Origin of the sequence: Tepidicaulis sp., assembly GCF_965222285.1 — a bacterium.
In the GTDB taxonomy this organism is placed as follows: Bacteria; Pseudomonadota; Alphaproteobacteria; order Parvibaculales; family Parvibaculaceae; genus Tepidicaulis.
This window is the reverse complement of sequence record NZ_OZ244942.1, coordinates 513,476-530,637: the sequence shown is the minus strand read 5'-3', so window position 1 is coordinate 530,637 and position 17,162 is coordinate 513,476. Positions and strand designations below refer to the sequence as shown.

The following is a 17,162-nucleotide window of genomic DNA, read 5'->3' as shown; positions in this document are numbered from 1 at the left end:
ACCCGAGCCTTGCTCAGGCTTTGAGACGGTATCCTCGTCGCAGCACATAGTCCGTGACGATCCAGAGAACGACATTCAGCCCCAGCGTGAAAGCGACGCCCACCGCCACCGAGCCGTCCGCATGGCCCGTCATGCCGTAGCGGAAACCGTCGATCAGATAGAAGAAGGGGTTGTACATCACCGCTTCCTGGGCGAAATCCGGCAATTGGCGGATCGAGTAGAACGTGCCCGACAGGAAGGCGAGCGGCGTGATGATGAAGTTCGTCACCGCCTGCAAATGGTCGAACTTTTCCGACCAGATGCCGCCCAGCATGCCGAGCAGCGAGAGCATGAGCGAGGCGGCAATGGCGAAATAGACCACCGCCCAAAGATGGGCGATGGAAATATCGACAAAAGCGATCATGCCGAGCGCGGTCACGATGCCGACCATGACACCGCGCGTGACGCCGGCCATGGCGATGCCGACATTCAGCTCGCCCGCGGAAAGGGGCGGCATCAGAATATCGACGATATTGCCCTGTACCTTGGAGATCAGCAGCGAGGAAGAGGTATTAGCGAAGGCGTTTTGCAGCATGGTCATCATGATGAGACCGGGCGCAATGAACTCGGCAAAGGGCACGCCCTGCACGTCCGGGCGCAGCCGGCCGAGCGCCAGCGAGAAAATCGCCAGAAACAGCAGGGTCGTGATAACGGGCGCGGCCACGGTCTGGGTAATGACCTTGATGAAGCGGCGCACTTCTTTCACGTAAAGCGTCCACATGCCGAGCCAGTTGATGGCCCCGAAGCGGCGCGTTCCCTGCGGGGGATATTCCTGAAAACTCATCTGCCCTGCCTTCCCGTTGCGACCCCAAATAGTCACTCGCAGGCGATTTGGCAATGCACACTCGCGTCAAACTGGGGATAAATCGGGCACTCAAGCCCATATTTTGTGGTTTTGCGTTCGCTAAGCGCGATTTTTTGTGGATAAGGCGGCTTTGCAGGCATGCGCGCCTTGCGGGAACCTGCCCCTATCTTGTAGTGTTAACCCAATCGCAACACGATATGTAGTGGCGGCGTCAGCAGCGCGTACCGGGCATGACGCCGGGAATCTCGGGGAAACCTGGGGCACGCAGGCGCGCGCCCGCAGACGAGGGATAATAGGCATGTGGACGGAAGACAGGGTCGAAACTCTCAAGAAATTGTGGGCCGAAGGCCTGAGCGCCAGCCAGATTGCCAAGCAGCTGGGCGGCGTCACGCGTAATGCGGTGATCGGCAAGGTCCACCGGCTGGGCCTTTCCGGCCGCGCCACTTCCAACCGGCCGAGCCGGGCCCGCCAGCAGCCCGCCGCTGCCGCAGCGCCCGCGACAGCCCGGCCGCAGCCCGCCCAGGCGAGCGAGGCCCGGGAAAGCGCCGCGCTTGCCAAGGAAAAGCCGCTGCCCGCGCCCGCCCCGCAGCGCCGCCTGACGGATGTGGCCATCGGCGACGGGGCGACCGTCCTCTCCTTGACCGAGCACACCTGCAAATGGCCGATCGGCGATCCGGGCGAGGAAAGCTTCCATTTCTGCGGCGACCGTTCGGCACCCGGCATGCCCTATTGCGCCGAGCACGCGCGGCTGGCCTACCAGCCCGTACAGGCCCGCAAACGCAACGACCGGCGGCGCGACTTCGCCGTCTAAGCCCCGTTTCTTGGCGGTGCGCCCACCTGCCTTTGTTCAGGCGTAATCTGCAAAGGCAAGAGGCGCGCAGGGGAAAAAGCCGGCCCGATACCTCGAGGGGGAGGTGGGCCGGCTTTTATTTTAGGGGTTCGTTTTCCTGAAATTCCGGGGACAGGTCACTCGCCCGAAGCGCCAGGCACCTGCTCGTCGAGCGCATAGCCTGCCGCCCGCACGGTGCGGATCGGATCGTGCTCGCCCTTGGCATTCAGCGCCTTGCGCAGCCGGCCGATATGCACATCCACCGTGCGCGCTTCCACATAAACGTCCGAGCCCCAGACCGTGTCGAGAAGCTGGGCGCGGGAGAAGACGCGGCCCGGATGCTGCATGAGATGCTCGAGAAGGCGGTATTCCGTCGGCCCCAGATGCACCTCGCGGTCGGCGCGGCGCACCCGGTGCGCGGCGCGGTCGATCACGATATCTCCGAAAGTGACGATATCTTCTGCCAGCGCCGGGCGGATACGGCGCATGACGGCGCGGATGCGCGCCAAAAGCTCGCTCGTCGAGAAAGGCTTGGTGATGTAATCGTCCGCGCCGGTATCGAGACCGCGGATCCGGTCCGCTTCCTCGCCGCGCGCCGTAATCATGACGATGGGCAGGTTCCGGCTTTCGGGCCGCCCGCGCAAGCGCCGGCACAGCTCGATGCCGGAAACACCCGGCAGCATCCAGTCCAAGAGCACGAGATCAGGCAGATGCTCGCGTACCTGGATTTCCGCTTCCTCGCCGTCCATGGCCACGGCCACGTCATAACCTTCTTTTTCAAGGTTGTAGCGCAGGAGAGTGGAGAGCGCTTCTTCGTCTTCGACAATCAACACTGTTGGTTTCATGGGCGTGCGTTTCGGCCGTGAATCACTGGCTGCATGAATATCGACCGTGCGGGGGGCGGCGTGCGTCCAGTTCGTTTCAAGTTGCATGACATGCGTCCTTCCCGAGGTTACTGCGTGTCCCTCAAAGCGGAAATAGCGGTTGTGGTGGTCTGGTCGCTTTTCGGGCGCTCATCCACCAGCATTTCCCCGGTAACGAGATAAGAGACCGTCTCGGCGACATTGGTCGCGTGATCGCCGATCCGTTCGATGTTCTTGGCAATGAAGAGAAGATGGGTGCAGGCACCGATGGTGCGCGGGTCTTCCATCATATAGGTGAGCAGCTCGCGGAAGATGGAATTGTACATCTCGTCGATTTCCGCATCCGAGCGCCAGACATGCAGCGCTTCTTCCGCATTGCGCCCGGCATAGGCATCAAGCACTGCCTTGAGCTGGCCTTGCGCGAGCTTGCCCATCCGCGCCAGGCCCTGCATCAGGCGGGCCGGCGTTTCATAATCGCCGATCACGATAATCGAGCGCTTGGCGATGTTTTTGGCCAGATCCCCGATCCGCTCCAGATCGGCGGAAATCTTGATCGCCGAAATCGCCTCGCGCAGATCGAGCGCCATGGGCTGGCGCCGCGCGATAAGGCGCACGGTCTGATCTTCGATATCGTGTTCCATCTCGTCGATGCGCCGGTCTTCGAGCACCGTGCGCTCGGCCAGCGCGATATCGCGGCGCGTCACGCAGTCGATCGCCGCAGCGAGTTGCGCTTCGGCCATGCCGCCCATTTGCGCGATCAGCGTTGAAATCGCTTCGAGCTCTTCCTCGAAGGATTTGACGATATGTTCCTGCTCTCTCACACCTGCCTCCTTGCGCCGGGCCGCTTGAACGTTTGCTTAGCCGAACCGGCCGGTGATGTAATCCTGGGTGCGCTTGTCGCGCGGATTGGTGAAGATCTGATCCGTCTCGTCTTCTTCCACCAGATTGCCGAGGTGAAAGAACGCCGTGCGCTGGGAGACGCGGGCTGCCTGCTGCATGGAGTGCGTGACGATGACGATGGTATAGTTTTCTCTCAGCTCGTCGATCAGCTCTTCCACGCGCGCCGTGGCGATCGGGTCGAGCGCCGAGCAAGGCTCGTCCATCAGAATGACTTCCGGGTTCACCGCAATCGCCCGGGCGATGCAAAGGCGCTGCTGCTGGCCGCCGGAAAGGCCGGTGCCCGGCTCCTGCAAGCGGTCCTTCACCTCGTCCCAGAGCGCGGCCTTGCGCAGGCTCGTCTCGACGATTTCATCCATCTCCGCGCGCCGCTCGGCCATGCCGTGAATGCGCGGACCATAGGCGATATTCTCGTAAATGGATTTCGGGAAGGGATTGGGTTTCTGGAAGACCATGCCGACGCGCGCGCGCAGCAGCACAGGGTCGATATTGGCGCCGTAAATATTCGTATCGCCGAGCCTGATTTCCCCTTCAACCCGGCAATTGTCGATCACGTCGTTCATGCGGTTGAGACAGCGCAGGAACGTCGACTTGCCGCAGCCCGAAGGGCCGATCAGCGCGGTGACGGCATTGTCCCGGATCGTCAGATCGACGCCGAAAAGCGCCTGCTTTGCTCCGTAAAAGACACTGACGTCGCGGGCGGTCATTTTGATGGGATGCAATTCCGCTACTTGCGGCGATGCGGTTTCGGCTGGCGTCATGGTTGCCCCGTTCGTTGCGGTCTGGCTTTCAGCCTGAGCGGTATGCTGCGCGGTATTTTGGGCGGTATTCTGGGCGGTTTTCATTCCGGTTTCTCCGTTCCTACCAACGGCGCTCGAAGCGGCGGCGCAGATAAATGGCAATGGCGTTCATCGCGACCAGGAACCCGAGCAGCACGAGAATGGCCGCCGAGGTGCGCGAAACGAACCCGCGCTCCGGGCTGTCCGCCCAGATGAAAATCTGCGTGGGCAGCGCGGTCGAAGGATCGAGAATGCCGCCGGGCGGCGAGGTGATAAAGGCATTCATGCCGATCAGCAGCAGCGGCGCGGTTTCGCCGAGCGCCTGCGCAAGGCCGATGATCGTGCCGGTCAAAATGCCGGGCATGGCAAGCGGCACCACATGATGCATCATCACCTGGTGCTTGGAGGCGCCGATGCCGAGCGCGGCCTCGCGGATGGAAGGCGGCACGGCTTTCAGCGAGGCGCGCGTCGTGATGATGATGGTGGGCAGCGTCATCAGCGCCAGCGTCATACCGCCGACAAGCGGGGCGGAGCGCGGCAGGCCGAACGTGCCGAGGAAAACCGCAAGGCCGAGAAGACCGAAGACCACGGAGGGCACGGCGGCGAGGTTGTTGATATTCACCTCGATGAGATCGGTGAACTTGTTCTTCGGCGCGAATTCTTCCAGATAGACCGCCGCGGCAATGCCGGTCGGGAAGGAAATCAGGAAACAGACGAGCAGCGCGAAGAAAGAGCCCGTGATTGCGCCGGCAAGACCCGCCATTTCCGGGAAACGGCTATCGGCATTCGTCAGAAGACCGATATTGAGCGGTTTGGAGAGACGCCCCTCGGCCACAAGCTGGTCCACCCAGACGATTTCCTGGTTCGTGACGCGGCGATCTTCTTCCGGCGTCTCGCGCTTGATATTGCCCTTCATGAACTGATCGAAGGGGTCGGAGACAGGCACCGTGAAATCGATGGTCTGGCCGATCAGCTCCGGATCGTCCACCACCTCATCGCGCAGAATGTAAGGAGCGGCCGAGGTCAGAATATCGGTAAGCGCACGCTTCTCGCGCACCGCCGTTACCTCCGGAAAGAGCGCGGTAAAACTGTCGCGCACGATCGAGCGGTAATTGCCTTTGCTCGGCTCCTGCGCATCGATCTTCGCCGGATCGAGATAAACCGGATAAGTGACATGCGTCTGCAGGAAGGCGGTATGACCCGTGATGATAAGCGACGTCACCAGCGTTGCCAGCAGCAAAAGCGCGATGCCGATGGCGCCGAGGCCGTAATATTTCAGCCGCCGGTCCGCCGCTTTGCGCTTTTGCAAACGCTTCAGAGCGGCATCGGAAACAAAACTGGCCGGGGCTGTGCCCGTCGTCATTGCGGCCTCACTCATAACGTTCCCTATATTTCTGAACGACGCGCAGCGCGACGACATTGAGCAGAAGCGTGGCGGCGAAGAGCACCAGGCCCAGCGCAAAGGCGGCAAGCGTCTTGGGATTGTCGAATTCGGTATCGCCGATAAGCAGTGTGACGATCTGCACCGTCACGGTGGTCACGGCATCGAAGGGGTTGGCGGTCAGTTTGGCGATGAGGCCTGCCGCCATCACCACGATCATGGTCTCGCCGATGGCGCGGGAGACGGCCAGCAGAATGCCGCCCACAATGCCCGGCAGCGCGGCGGGCAGAAGCACGCGCATGATGGTTTCGGCTTTCGTCGCGCCCATGGCGTAGGAGCCGTCGCGCATGGCGCGCGGCACGGCGGTGATCGCATCGTCCGAAAGCGAGGAGATGAAGGGAATGATCATGATCCCCATCACGGCGCCCGCGGCAAGGGCGCTGTTCGGCGCCACATCGAGGCCGATGGCGGCGCCTGCTTCCCGCAAGGCGGGCGCGACCGTCAGCACCGCAAAGAAGCCGTAAACCACGGTCGGCACACCGGCCAGCATTTCCAGCACCGGCTTGACGATGGAGCGGAAACGGTCACCGGCATATTCGGTCAGATAGATTGCCGAGAAGAGCCCGATGGGAATGGCGACCGCCATGGCGATAGCCGCGATCAGCAGCGTGCCCGTGAAGACCGGCACCGCGCCGAAGGCGCCCGTGCCCGCCACCTGATCGGCGCGGATGGCGATTTGCGGTTCCCAGGAAAGGCCGAAGAAAAACTCGCCCACCGGCACTTTTTCGAAGAAGCGGATCGCCTCGAAAAGCAGCGAGGCGATGATGCCGAGCGTCGTGACGATGGCGATGACCGAGCAGAGGATCATCAGGCCGTCCATCGTCATGCCCACTTTCTGGCGGGCGCGGAAATCGGCGGAAAGGTTGCGGCGCGCATAACCGAGCCCGAGCACGGCCAGCGCCAGCACGACAACCAGCATCGCCTTTTCGGCGGTATTGTTCAGAATGTTGTAATGCGCGGCGGCTTCCAGCACATAAGGCTGCGGCTCGACAAAGATGCGGCCGGCGGCAACGCTCTTGATTTCGGAAATCAGAAGATCGATGCGGGTCCCGTCCATCGTCCGGGTGATTTCATCGGGAATGGCGGAGATCACCAGCCCCTCGACCACGGCATCCTGGAAGAGCAGCCAGAAGAGCACGAGAACGAGGCTCGGCAGACCCACCCAGAAAGCGACATAGGCACCGTGATACCCGGGAAGCGAATGAAGCCGCGTGCCCTGGCTGATGGCAAGGCCCCGCGCTTTTTTCTGGCCGAAGAAATATCCGGCAGCGGCAACGGCAACAAGGCAGATGAAAAGGGTGGTCAGCATGGATACGCCTGCTCCGTGGGTCTTGCGGGGTTTGCCCGGCCGGAATTTGCGGCCTCAGGGCAAAGAAGGAGGGTGAGCGGCACGCCGCCCACCCTTCTCCATGTTTTTAGTTCGTCGTTTCGTAGCGGGTCATGTGCTTGCCGTTTTTCACAGCATCCTGCACTTCGGCCCGCTTGTCGTCGGCCAGGGCAACGAGACCGCGCTCGTTGAGGTAGCCGCCGGGGCCCATGGCTTCTTCGCTGACATATTCGGTCAGGAATTCTTCAAGACCTGCGATCACGCCGCGATGCGCGTTCTTCACGTAGAAGAAGAGCGGGCGGGAGACGGAGTAGGAACCGTCGGCGATCGTCTCGAAGGACGGCGCCACGCCTTCCACATTGATACCCTGGAGCTTGTCCTGGTTTTCATAAAGGAAGGAGTAGCCGAAGATGCCGTAAGCCGTGGCATCGGCTTCCAGGCGCTGCACGATCAGGTTGTCGTTTTCACCGGCTTCGATGAACGGACCGTCCTGACGCATACGCGAGCAGTTCGCCTTGATGAATTTCTTGTCCTGATCTTTGTAGAAATCCATCTCTTTGCAGCCTTCGCGCATCACCAGCTCGACGAAAGCGTCACGCGTGCCGGAGGTGGGGGGCGGGCCGAAAACCTGGATCTTGGTGTCCGGAAGCGACGCGTTCACGTCTTTCCAGGTCTGGTTCGGGTTGGCGGCCAGTTTGCCGTCAACCGGCACTTCGGCGGCCAGCGCCAGGAAAAGGTCTTTCTTGGAAACGTCGAGCTTGTCGCCTTTTTTGGAAACGGCGATGGACAGGCCGTCATAGCCGATCAGCGCTTCGGTGATATCGGTCACGCCGTTCTGCTGGCAAAGCTCATACTCGGACTGCTTCATTGCGCGCGAGGCACCCGTGATGTCCGGGTTGGCTTCGCCCAGGCCCTGGCAGAAAATCTTCATGCCGCCGCCCGTACCGGTGGATTCCACCACGGGAGCCTGCATGCCGGTCTTGTTGGCAAATTCTTCCGCGACCGCCTGCGTGTAAGGAAACACGGTCGAGGAACCTACGATTTGGATTTGGTCGCGCGCCTGCGCAACACCCGCCGTAGCAGCGGTCGTGACAGCAAAAGTCGCCGCCATCGCCAGTTTGTTGAGTTTCACGATTTCTCTCCAGTCAATTGGATCGGATATCCCTGTCGATCAGACCGCTGCTTTGCCCCCCAAACTTGCAACCGGGGTTGAGGCTGCCAGCTAGCCGGTCTCATCGTGCCCTTGAGCGCGATGACCGTAGGAGCGGCTCACAAAAGGTTTACGACAGTTGTGTGACAGTTCCATGACACCGTCAAACCATTGAAATAGTTATTGTTTTTCTGTTAACGGCCGTTCCGGCCCGCGAGCGGCATCACAGGCACGGTCACAAACACGGGACCGGCCTGGAAGGAGAGCGAAGAGCTAGGGGCGGAGACTCAGGCGCGCCCTTACGCGCGCACCGGCAGGCGAACCTTGAAGGTGCTGCCCTCGCCTACCTGACTGTCGATGGTCAGTGTGCCGGAATGGCGGTTGACGATGTGCTTGACGATGGCAAGGCCGAGCCCCGTGCCGCCCCGCTCCCGGCTCTTGGCGACATCGACGCGGTAGAAGCGTTCGGTAAGCCGGGGAATATGCTCGCGCGGGATGCCAGGCCCATAATCACGAATCGCAAGCTCGGTCATCTTGCGCCCGGCCTGATTGAGCGCAGGGGCGATGGTAATGTCGATGCGCTTGCCGGCGCGGCCATATTTCAGCGCGTTTTCGGTGAGGTTCTGCACCACTTGGTGAAGCTCGTCCCATTCCCCGCGTACCGGCTCGACGCCTTCTTTCACATCGACATTAATCTCGACGCCATGGGTCGCGGCGAGCGGCCCCAGCCCGTCTGTCACATCGCCAGTGAGCGCGGCCAAATCCACCTCGCCGGAGGGGGGCACATGTTCGCGCATTTCGATCCGGCTTAAAGAAAGAAGATCCTCGATCAGCCGCTGCATCCGCGCGGCCTGCTCGGACATGATGCCGAGGAAGCGCGCCTGCGCTTCCGGATCGTCCTTCGCATGACCCTGAATGGTTTCGATGAAGCCCGAAAGCGAGGCGAGCGGCGTTTTCAGCTCATGGCTGGCATTTGCCACGAAATCCACCCGCATCTGCTCCACCCGGCGCATGTCGGTGAGATCATGCAGCATGATGAGGAGCGAGGCCTCGGGCACACCGTTCATTTCCCTGGCAAGCTCGCCGCCCGTTTCCGGGCCGATCTCGGAAATCATGGCGCGGAAATGCCGCTCGACCGGCACCGGCAGCTCATAATCGATGGAGAGCGTCCCGCCTTCCTCCTGCACTTTCTGGATGGCGGAAAGGACCGCCGGCGCGCGCAAGGCGGAGGCGACGGGGCGGCCCGCCGGAATATGCCCCATCAGATCATGGGCGGCGCGGTTGGCGTAAAGAATGCGGCTCGACTTATCCAGCAGCACGACGGGATCGGGCAGATGCTCCACCACCAGCGCGCCAAGACGGCCATTGGGCGGCAGTGCATCGCGCAGGCGGGGCTCGGCAGGGCCTGCCGCCGTTTTCACCTCTTGCGCTTCCTCACCCATCAACAGCGCGGCAAGGCCGAGAAAGGCAAAAAACGCGATGGGCGGGCTCATGGCACCGGCCACGGCAAGGGCGGCAAAAAGCAGGGCCGCGCCCATGAGGCGGTAGCGCTGCTCTTTCAAGCGCCGGACGAACTCATCTCGCCGGCTCCCGCGCCGGCGCGTGCCGTCATATGTTCCCTGACTGCTTTGAAGATCGGCCATTTGTCCTGCCGCCGTTTAAAACCGCCGCCCCGCACGAATCGGGACGGAGTCACTGAAGCTTCCTTTTAACCGCCATTCTATGTCACTTCCGTGAAAGCGGGGATAAGCCTTCGTCTCAAACGCCGAAATCCCAGCTTTCACCTGCATGATAAGCTTTCAGCACCGTGCGGGCGATGAGGATGCGGTGCACCTCGTCCGGCCCGTCGGCGATGCGTAGCGTGCGCGCGCCGGTATACATGCCCGCAAGCGGCAGATCGCCGGAAACACCCATCGCCCCATGCGCCTGGATCGCCCGGTCCACCACGCGCGAAAACGCGGCGGGCACAAAAATCTTGATGGCGGAAATATCGGCCCGCGCATCGACGCCCGCCTCGATACGGTTCGCGCAATGTATGGTCATCAAGCGGGCCGCCTGAATATCCATATAAGAATCGGCGATGTCGCCTTGTGTGAACTGTTTCGTTTCCAGCTTGCCGCCATGCACGTCCCGGGAGATGGCCCGCTTGCAGTGCAGATCGAAGGCCCGCCACATGGAGCCGATCGCATTCATGCAATGAAAGACGCGTCCCGCGCCCAGCCGGTCTTGAGCCGCCTGATGGCCGGAGCCGGTGCGCCCGAGCTGGTTTTCCTTCGGCACGCGGACATTCTCATAAATGATCTCGGCATGATCGCCGTGGGTGTGACCCCAAACCGGCACGGAGCGCACATATTTCACGCCGGGCGCATCCATGGGCACGATGATTTGCGTCATCTTGTCTTTCGTGCCCCCTGCCCCGTCATCCTGTTCGGTGCGGCACATGACGATGGCAAAATCCGCGCGCTTGCCGTTCGACGTGAACCATTTATGTCCGTTGATCACCCATTCATCGCCGTCGAGCACGGCGCGGGTCTGAATGGCATAAGGGTTGGAGCCCGGCTGATCCGGCTCGGTCATGGAAAAGCAGCTTTCAAGCTCGCCCGCGATCAATGGCTCAAGCCATTTCTTCTTCTGCTCCGCCGTACCGTATTTCACCAGGATCTTCTGATTGCCCGCATTGGGCGCCACCACGCCGAAGAGCCGCGCTGAAAACGGGCTCCAGGCCAAGATCTCGTTCATGTAAGCGTGCTTCAGAAAGCCGATGCCCATGCCGCCATATTCTTCCGGCAGATGCGGCGCCCAGAGGCCTTCTTCCTTCACCTTGGCGGAAATATGCGCTCGTGCTTCTTTCGCCTCATCGCCGCCTGCATAAAGCGCGGGCTCGGCGGGAATAACCTCCTCCGTCACGATCTTGGCCGTGCGCAGACGGATTTCGTTCACCTCATCGTCCAGATCCGCAATGGGCTGCACCTGCATGACATCCTCCTCCCAAAATTTATTAGCTGGCGTCAGCCTAAGGGCGGGGCCGGGAAAGGTCTAATTTTCCGCGACAAACCGGCCCTCCGACGCTATAAGAATGCAAATGACAATTTGTCATATAAAGACGGATAAGAGAGGGGAGCCCGCCATGACCGATATCACCCGCAAGACCGCATTGATCACCGGCGCCGGCAGCGGTATCGGCCGCGCCCTGGCGCTGTGCCTCACGCGGGAAGGGGCGGCGCGCGTCATCCTGACCGATGTGAACAGGGAGGGGCTCGAAGAAACCGCCGATCAGGTGCGCAAGGCGGGCGGCACGGCGGAAACCTTTCTTCTCGACGTGTCGGATAAGGACGGGGTTTACGATTTTGCCGAGACGGTGGCGCGGGAATTCGGCGGCGCGGATATCGTTATCAACAATGCCGGCGTCGCCCAGGTCGCGGGTGTCGATGAGCTCACTTACGACGATTTCGAATGGGTGATGAATATCGACTTCTGGGGCATGGTCTATGGCACCAAGGCTTTCCTGCCGCAGCTTCAACAAAAAGGCGCAGGTCACATCGTCAATGTGTCGAGCCTTTTCGGCATCATCGCCGCGCCCCGCCAGGCCGCCTATAACTCGGCGAAATTCGCCATTCGCGGTTTTACCGAAGCGCTCGCCCATGAAATGCGGGAGACGGCGATCCGCGTTTCCTCCGTTCATCCCGGCGGCATCAAAACCAATATCGTGCGCAATGCCCGCTTTCTGCAAAGCACAAGCTCCAGCGAGCGGCAGGAAGCGGCGAGCAATTTCGACAAGATCGCCCGCACCTCCCCCGCCAAGGCGGCGGAAATTATCGTGCGGGGCATCCAGAAAGACCGGCGGCGCATTCTCATCGGCATGGATGCACGGCTAATTGATTTGCTTCAGCGCCTCTTCCCGGCAGGCTACGGTTTCATTTTCAAGAAAGGCCTGCTCGGTCCCGGCGATTGACCGGGCAGCTTTTAGGGAGGCAGCCATGATTATCGTAACGGGCACCATCGATCTCGATGAAGGCAGCATCGCACCGGCCAAAGAACTTGCCGGCGCCATGGCCAAAGCAACGCGCGCGGAAAAAGGCTGCCTTTCATACGCCTTCTATCAGGATATCGAAAATCCGGCCCGCTTCCGCATCTACGAAGAATGGGAAGACGAAGCGGCGCTGCAGACCCATTTCAAACAGCCGCATATGACCAAATTCAACGAAGGTCTTTCCAAGCTCAAGGTGCTGGGCGCGGATGTAAAGAAAGCGGAGACCGAAGGCTTCAAGAAGCTCTGAAGCCTCTTCTTCAAGAGGCAGGGTCGGCGGCTTCCTCGGCGAATTTTTTCAGCTCGCGGGTGAGCACGCGCCGTCCTGCTTTTTCAAAGCTTGGGTCGAGATAAGGCTCGAGAATATCGAGAAGCTGCCCGACCCCTTGAATGAGATGGTCGCGCCGGACATCTCCTTTCGGATCGGAGACCTGCACGAAGCGGATCCAGTTGCTCCAGACGATCCACAGATTGATCGCCATGGAGCGCAGGCCCGTCTTCGCCTTGGGACGGGTTAGACTGCGATCCTTGATCAGTTGCCTGAGAATAGTCTCGATCGCATCGATCGCCCAGGCCTGAAGCGCGGCATAGCGCGCCGCCAGTTCTTCATCCCGGCGTAAAAGATGCAGCATGCCGCCGAAAAAGAAGCGGTACTCCCAGGCAACCTGAAGCGTGCGCAGAAAGAACCCGGCAAAGCGCTCCGGTGAAATGGGCGCATGCACATCTTCCACCAGCGCGGCGCGGAAATCGGCATCGAGATCTTCATAGATGACCATGACGATCTCTTCGCGGTTCTTGAAATGATAATAGAGATTGCCCGGGCTGATCCCGAGCTCGTCCGCAATGCGCGAAGTGCCGACCGCCCGCGAACCTTCTTCGTTCATCAGATTCAGACACATCTCGACGATGCGTTTGCGATTCCCCATCTCATCCTCCCGCCTAATGTGAATACATTCCGCAGGCGGGATTGAAAAGGGATTTGCGGCCTTAAGAGCCGCCGGCATTCAAGCGGCATTTGCAATGTGAGACTGTCTTAAGACAAATCCCCTCTACATGCCGCAGGGAGAGCCGCACATGCCGCAGGGAGAGCCGCGCTACCGGCGCTCTCCCTGGTGGTAAGGACGCTCAGACGCAGCTCAATGCTCGCCATGCGCGAAGGCGCGGTCGAGCAAGGCGCGCTGATCCTCATCGAGCGTGGCATAGAATGCCTCGAAGCTCGGGCGCACTTTCTGCATCGCCGCCGCTGCCGCCTGAATGGCCTCTTCGGCAAGTGCCAGACGGCCGGGAGCCGTGCTCTCACGCTCCGCCGTTTCCAGCTCGGCGCAGACATCGTTGAAAAGCAGAACGGAGGCGCGCAGCGAGCCGACAAGCTCATCCCAGGCGGCGCGCTGCGGCGCGGTGAAGCCGCCAAAGGCATCTACATATTCTTCCAGCTTGCCCAAATGCCGCTCGGCCCCGCCCTCGCAAAACCGGCCCGCGCCCCGGTGGCGCCAGCCGCCATGCGATGCCCCGAAGATGGAAGCGGCAACAAGCGGCGGGCCCGCGTCCGACCAGGCCCGCTCACTCTGACTAAGTACAATGAAAACCGTGCCGAGCAATAACGCGCTCGCAATCACCAGAACATAGGTTCTCCCAATTCTAGCCATACCCTCTCTCCTTAGGTTTCGCGCCGGTGCGCATATGTCCGGCAAGCGCCGATGGGAGGCACTATCAAGGGGCGGCGTTTCCGAGGCATGTCGCGTGTTTTACGAAATGTAACGCAAGGGAAAGAGAAGGATGGCGCACACCCCGCGACCCGTTACACTTCGTTACATGGCGGCAAGACTCTGTTTGGGGAAGGAGGCTATGCTTGCGGCATGGAACAAAGCGCACATCTTCTGCTGGTCGATGACGACAAGGAAATCCGCGAACTGGTGACGGGCTTTTTGCAAAAGCACGGCTACAGGGTCACAGCGGCGGCCGATGCCAAGCAAATGGATAAGGCGCTCGAGAGCGGCCTTTTCGATCTTGCCATTCTCGATCTCATGCTGCCGGGCGAAGACGGGCTTTCGATTTGCCGCAGGCTGAATACGGAAGGGCGCGCGCTGCCCATCATCATGCTCACCGCCATGGGCGAGGATATGGACCGCATCGTCGGGCTTGAGATGGGCGCGGATGATTACATCGCCAAGCCCTTCAACCCGCGCGAACTTTTGGCCCGCATCAAGGCGGTGCTGCGCCGGAGTATCCCGGCAGAAGCGCCGAACGCCGCGCTCATATTCGGCTTCGAGGGCTGGCGGCTCGATACCGGGCGGCGCACGCTTACCGACCCTGAAGGCGCGCTGGTGGAGCTGACCGCCGGGGAGTTCGATCTTCTCGCCGCCTTTCTCGAACGCCCGCGCCGCGTCCTCAACCGCGACCAATTGCTCGACATCACGCGCGGACGCATGGCCTCGCCTTTCGACCGCTCCATCGATGTGCAGCTCAGCCGGCTGCGTAAAAAGATCGAGCCCGATCACAAGAACCCCGCCTTCATCAAAACCATCCGGGGCGGCGGCTATATGCTGACCGCCGAAGTGGTGCGCCATTGACCCGCCGCTCCGTCAAAGAGCACCGCCGCGTCCGGCGCAAGGCAAACCGTGAAGGGCGCCGCCATGGCCCCCGCCGTGGACACTGGAAAGCACGCAGCCGCGCCATGCGCAAACACATGGCACTTGGGCTTGCCGGGCGCATCATCGTTTCCATTCTGCTGCTGCTTTTCATCGTCCAGATTTTCGATTGGATGCTTTCCGATGATCCGCCTGTGGATCAAAGCCCGGAAATGCGCATCGCGCGGCAAGTCATCGCGGCAACGGGCGTCATCGATAAGACGCCGCCCGCCGAACGCCCTGCCCTGGCGGAGGCGCTGACCGGCGTCGCGCTCATCGTTTCGGTTGCGCCGGAGCCGGTTCAGCCGAAAGAACGTTTCGATGCCGAGATCGGCGAAGACGAAGAGGATGTGAAGGCGCTCGCCCTTCTCAACCGCGAATTCGGCAGGGAGGGCTATATTTTCGGCATGGCGGAAGAACCGCTCGGGCGCTGGCATGGCGTTATCTCCATCGCGCTTGAAGACGGCAATTGGGCGGTCTTCCGGGTGCCGGTGGAAGCGTTTTTCGTCGATGAATATGAAGACGGCTGGTTCACGCGCACGCTTTTCTGGCTGCTCATTCTCATGCTGGTCTTCTGGGCGGGCAAACGGCTCGCCCGGCCCGTGCGCCGTTTTGCCGACGCGGCGGAAAGGCTCGGCAAGGATTTGAACGCCCCGCCCCTGCCCGAAACGGGCTCACGGGAGCTGCGCCGGGCAAGCCGCGCCTTCAACGGCATGCAGAAACGCATTCAGCGCATGGTGGACGACCGCAATCTGATGCTCGCCGCCATTGCGCACGATCTGCGCACGGTGCTGACACGGCTGCGGCTGCGCACCGAATTCATCGAAGAGGAAGAGCAGCGCGAGAAAGCCGCCCGCGACATCGAGGAAATGCAAAGCATGATCGATGTCTCCATTTCCTTTGCACGCGGCGAGGCGGAAACGGAAACGCGCGAGCCTTGCGACATTGCGCTGATGCTGAAGGAACTGGCCAGCGATCTCGGCGCTCCTGCCGAGGGCAGCAGCGAAGAAACCCCGCGCCTGACATATGAGGGGCCGGACCGGCTTTCTTATCCCTGCGGGCCGACGGAGCTGCGGCGCACGTTCCGCAATCTCCTCGTCAATGCGCTTGGCTATGGCAAACGCGCCCATGTCACCCTGCGTAAAGACGGGAGCGGTATCGAGATTCGCATCGAAGACGAAGGCCCCGGCATTCCGGATGCCCAGCTTGAGAACGTCTTCCGCCCCTTTTACCGGGTGGAAGGCTCGCGCAACCGGGAGACGGGCGGCACCGGGCTCGGCCTTGCCATCGCCCGCACCGTCATCCTGCGCCATGGCGGTGAGATTGCGCTTGCCAACCGCCCGGAAGGCGGACTTGCCGTCACCATTACGCTGCCGCCTGCCGGGTAAGGCCCGGCGCACCTTCACATTTGCAAGGCAAAACCCCCGTCAAGCCGGTTGGGCGCGCCGCCGCCTTCCGGTAAAGTGCGCGCATCGAAATTTTAGAGGCCGCCATGACATCTTTCATCGAGCACGGACCCACGTCCCATACTTATTTCTCTCAGCGGCTTCGGCTGCATTATGTCGATTGGGGCAATGAAGGCGCGCCGCCGCTGCTGCTTGTCCATGGCGGGCGGGACCATTGCCGCAACTGGGACTGGGTCGCCGAAGCGCTGCGCAAGGATTATCACATCATCGCGCCAGATTTGCGCGGCCATGGCGACAGTCAATGGATGGTGGGCGGCACCTACGATCCGATGGATTTCGTCTATGACATCGCCCAGCTCATTCATCAAAAGGGACTCGCGCCGCTGCGCATCATCGCCCATTCCTTCGGCGGTAATCTCTGCCTGCGCTATGCGGGGCTTTACCCTGAAAATGTTTCGAAGCTGATCGCCATTGAAGGGCTCGGCCCCTCGCCAAAAATGCTTGCCGAGCGCTCGCAAACGCCGCGCGATGAACGCCTGCGCAAATGGGTGGAAGAAATTCGCGGTCTTTCCAGCCGCCTGCCGCGCCGTTATGCCTCGATCGAGGAAGCCTTCAAGCGCATGCAGGGCGAGAACCCGCATCTAAGCCCGGAGCGCGCGCGCCATCTCACCGTCCATGGCGTCAGCCAGAACGAGGACGGCACCTATAGCTGGAAATTCGACAATTACGTGCGCGCCTTCTCGCCCAACGGCTTCAGCCCGAAGGAAGCAGAGCAGCTTTGGGGGCGCATTACCTGCCCGACGCTTCTTGTGCGCGGCACGGAAAGCTGGGCGAGCGATCCGGAAAAGGACGGCCGCGCCGCCCATTTCCAGAACGCCAAGGTGGTGAATGTGGAAGGTGCCGGTCACTGGGTGCACCATGACCGGTTGGAAGAGTTTCTGGGCCTGGCAGAAGACTTCCTGAAAGACTGAC

17 protein-coding genes are annotated in these 17,162 nt (G+C 61.3%); 6 read left to right on the top strand and 11 right to left on the bottom strand.

Annotation, left to right across the window (positions count from 1 at the left end; translation table 11 throughout):
* Nucleotides 1–13: 13 nt before the first annotated feature.
* Nucleotides 14–823, bottom strand: coding sequence for an ABC transporter permease (locus ACOQOT_RS02455; protein ID WP_420560796.1), 810 nt, complete (start codon nucleotides 821–823; stop codon nucleotides 14–16).
* Between the two features lie 319 nt (nucleotides 824–1,142).
* Here ACOQOT_RS02455 and ACOQOT_RS02450 point away from each other — a divergent pair, with 319 nt between their 5' ends.
* Complete coding sequence (locus ACOQOT_RS02450; protein WP_420560795.1) at nucleotides 1,143–1,655, top strand: GcrA family cell cycle regulator; 513 nt, start codon at nucleotides 1,143–1,145, stop codon at nucleotides 1,653–1,655.
* 155 nt (nucleotides 1,656–1,810) lie between these two features.
* Here the strand turns inward: ACOQOT_RS02450 and phoB are convergent, their stop codons facing one another.
* From phoB to ACOQOT_RS02410, 8 genes are all read right to left on the bottom strand, one after another.
* Entirely contained in the window at nucleotides 1,811–2,518 is a 708-nt protein-coding gene (phoB, locus tag ACOQOT_RS02445; RefSeq protein WP_420561897.1) for a phosphate regulon transcriptional regulator PhoB, read from the bottom strand.
* Between the two features lie 107 nt (nucleotides 2,519–2,625).
* Nucleotides 2,626–3,357, bottom strand: coding sequence for a phosphate signaling complex protein PhoU (gene phoU / locus ACOQOT_RS02440; RefSeq protein WP_420560794.1), 732 nt, complete (start codon nucleotides 3,355–3,357; stop codon nucleotides 2,626–2,628).
* Nucleotides 3,358–3,393: 36 nt separating this feature from the next.
* Entirely contained in the window at nucleotides 3,394–4,194 is an 801-nt protein-coding gene (gene pstB / locus ACOQOT_RS02435) for a phosphate ABC transporter ATP-binding protein PstB (protein ID WP_420561896.1), read from the bottom strand.
* Between the two features lie 100 nt (nucleotides 4,195–4,294).
* Nucleotides 4,295–5,590 (bottom strand): phosphate ABC transporter permease PstA, encoded by a 1,296-nt coding sequence (pstA, locus tag ACOQOT_RS02430; RefSeq protein WP_420560793.1) that lies wholly within the window; start codon nucleotides 5,588–5,590, stop codon nucleotides 4,295–4,297.
* Nucleotides 5,583–6,962, bottom strand: a complete 1,380-nt coding sequence (pstC, locus tag ACOQOT_RS02425) for a phosphate ABC transporter permease subunit PstC (protein WP_420560792.1) — start codon at nucleotides 6,960–6,962, stop codon at nucleotides 5,583–5,585. Before pstC ends, pstA begins: the two co-directional genes overlap by 8 nt.
* Nucleotides 6,963–7,068: 106 nt before the next feature.
* On the bottom strand, nucleotides 7,069–8,112 hold the full coding sequence (locus ACOQOT_RS02420; RefSeq protein WP_420560791.1) for a PstS family phosphate ABC transporter substrate-binding protein: 1,044 nt from the start codon (nucleotides 8,110–8,112) through the stop codon (nucleotides 7,069–7,071).
* 317 nt (nucleotides 8,113–8,429) lie between these two features.
* The gene (locus ACOQOT_RS02415) at nucleotides 8,430–9,773 is read right to left on the bottom strand and encodes an ATP-binding protein (RefSeq protein WP_420560790.1); all 1,344 of its coding nucleotides are present in this window, start codon (nucleotides 9,771–9,773) and stop codon (nucleotides 8,430–8,432) included.
* 115 nt (nucleotides 9,774–9,888) lie between these two features.
* Nucleotides 9,889–11,106: an acyl-CoA dehydrogenase family protein gene (locus ACOQOT_RS02410; protein ID WP_420560789.1), complete on the bottom strand. Its 1,218-nt coding sequence runs from the start codon at nucleotides 11,104–11,106 to the stop codon at nucleotides 9,889–9,891.
* Nucleotides 11,107–11,257: 151 nt separating this feature from the next.
* Between ACOQOT_RS02410 and ACOQOT_RS02405 the strand changes: the two genes are divergently transcribed.
* Both ACOQOT_RS02405 and ACOQOT_RS02400 read left to right on the top strand, forming a co-directional pair.
* Nucleotides 11,258–12,082, top strand: coding sequence for an SDR family NAD(P)-dependent oxidoreductase (locus ACOQOT_RS02405; protein ID WP_420560788.1), 825 nt, complete (start codon nucleotides 11,258–11,260; stop codon nucleotides 12,080–12,082).
* 25 nt (nucleotides 12,083–12,107) lie between these two features.
* Entirely contained in the window at nucleotides 12,108–12,407 is a 300-nt protein-coding gene (locus ACOQOT_RS02400; protein ID WP_420560787.1) for a putative quinol monooxygenase, read from the top strand.
* Between the two features lie 10 nt (nucleotides 12,408–12,417).
* Here the strand turns inward: ACOQOT_RS02400 and ACOQOT_RS02395 are convergent, their stop codons facing one another.
* Both ACOQOT_RS02395 and ACOQOT_RS02390 read right to left on the bottom strand, forming a co-directional pair.
* On the bottom strand, nucleotides 12,418–13,083 hold the full coding sequence (locus ACOQOT_RS02395; RefSeq protein ID WP_420560786.1) for a TetR/AcrR family transcriptional regulator: 666 nt from the start codon (nucleotides 13,081–13,083) through the stop codon (nucleotides 12,418–12,420).
* Between the two features lie 210 nt (nucleotides 13,084–13,293).
* Entirely contained in the window at nucleotides 13,294–13,803 is a 510-nt protein-coding gene (locus tag ACOQOT_RS02390) for a Spy/CpxP family protein refolding chaperone (RefSeq protein WP_420560785.1), read from the bottom strand.
* Between the two features lie 210 nt (nucleotides 13,804–14,013).
* On the opposite strand from ACOQOT_RS02390, the gene ACOQOT_RS02385 reads away from it, so the two are divergent.
* From ACOQOT_RS02385 to ACOQOT_RS02375, 3 genes are all read left to right on the top strand, one after another.
* On the top strand, nucleotides 14,014–14,727 hold the full coding sequence (locus ACOQOT_RS02385; protein WP_420560784.1) for a response regulator: 714 nt from the start codon (nucleotides 14,014–14,016) through the stop codon (nucleotides 14,725–14,727).
* A gap of 104 nt (nucleotides 14,728–14,831) precedes the next feature.
* The gene (locus ACOQOT_RS02380; RefSeq protein ID WP_420560783.1) at nucleotides 14,832–16,172 is read left to right on the top strand and encodes an ATP-binding protein; all 1,341 of its coding nucleotides are present in this window, start codon (nucleotides 14,832–14,834) and stop codon (nucleotides 16,170–16,172) included.
* A 104-nt stretch (nucleotides 16,173–16,276) separates the two neighbouring features.
* A complete protein-coding gene (locus ACOQOT_RS02375; protein WP_420560782.1) occupies nucleotides 16,277–17,161 on the top strand; it encodes an alpha/beta fold hydrolase in 885 nt (294 codons plus the stop codon).
* Nucleotide 17,162: the final 1 nt, after the last annotated feature.

Coding starts and splice junctions, on each gene's coding strand:
- ACOQOT_RS02455 (WP_420560796.1), bottom strand. CDS start 823: ATGAGTTTTCAGGAATATCCCCCGCAGGGAACGCGCCGCTTCGGGGCC.
- ACOQOT_RS02450 (WP_420560795.1), top strand. CDS start 1,143: ATGTGGACGGAAGACAGGGTCGAAACTCTCAAGAAATTGTGGGCCGAA.
- phoB (WP_420561897.1), bottom strand. CDS start 2,518: ATGAAACCAACAGTGTTGATTGTCGAAGACGAAGAAGCGCTCTCCACT.
- pstB (WP_420561896.1), bottom strand. CDS start 4,194: ATGACGCCAGCCGAAACCGCATCGCCGCAAGTAGCGGAATTGCATCCC.
- pstA (WP_420560793.1), bottom strand. CDS start 5,590: ATGAGTGAGGCCGCAATGACGACGGGCACAGCCCCGGCCAGTTTTGTT.
- pstC (WP_420560792.1), bottom strand. CDS start 6,962: ATGCTGACCACCCTTTTCATCTGCCTTGTTGCCGTTGCCGCTGCCGGA.
- ACOQOT_RS02415 (WP_420560790.1), bottom strand. CDS start 9,773: ATGGCCGATCTTCAAAGCAGTCAGGGAACATATGACGGCACGCGCCGG.
- ACOQOT_RS02410 (WP_420560789.1), bottom strand. CDS start 11,106: ATGCAGGTGCAGCCCATTGCGGATCTGGACGATGAGGTGAACGAAATC.
- ACOQOT_RS02405 (WP_420560788.1), top strand. CDS start 11,258: ATGACCGATATCACCCGCAAGACCGCATTGATCACCGGCGCCGGCAGC.
- ACOQOT_RS02400 (WP_420560787.1), top strand. CDS start 12,108: ATGATTATCGTAACGGGCACCATCGATCTCGATGAAGGCAGCATCGCA.
- ACOQOT_RS02395 (WP_420560786.1), bottom strand. CDS start 13,083: ATGGGGAATCGCAAACGCATCGTCGAGATGTGTCTGAATCTGATGAAC.
- ACOQOT_RS02390 (WP_420560785.1), bottom strand. CDS start 13,803: ATGGCTAGAATTGGGAGAACCTATGTTCTGGTGATTGCGAGCGCGTTA.
- ACOQOT_RS02385 (WP_420560784.1), top strand. CDS start 14,014: ATGGAACAAAGCGCACATCTTCTGCTGGTCGATGACGACAAGGAAATC.
- ACOQOT_RS02380 (WP_420560783.1), top strand. CDS start 14,832: ATGCGCAAACACATGGCACTTGGGCTTGCCGGGCGCATCATCGTTTCC.
- ACOQOT_RS02375 (WP_420560782.1), top strand. CDS start 16,277: ATGACATCTTTCATCGAGCACGGACCCACGTCCCATACTTATTTCTCT.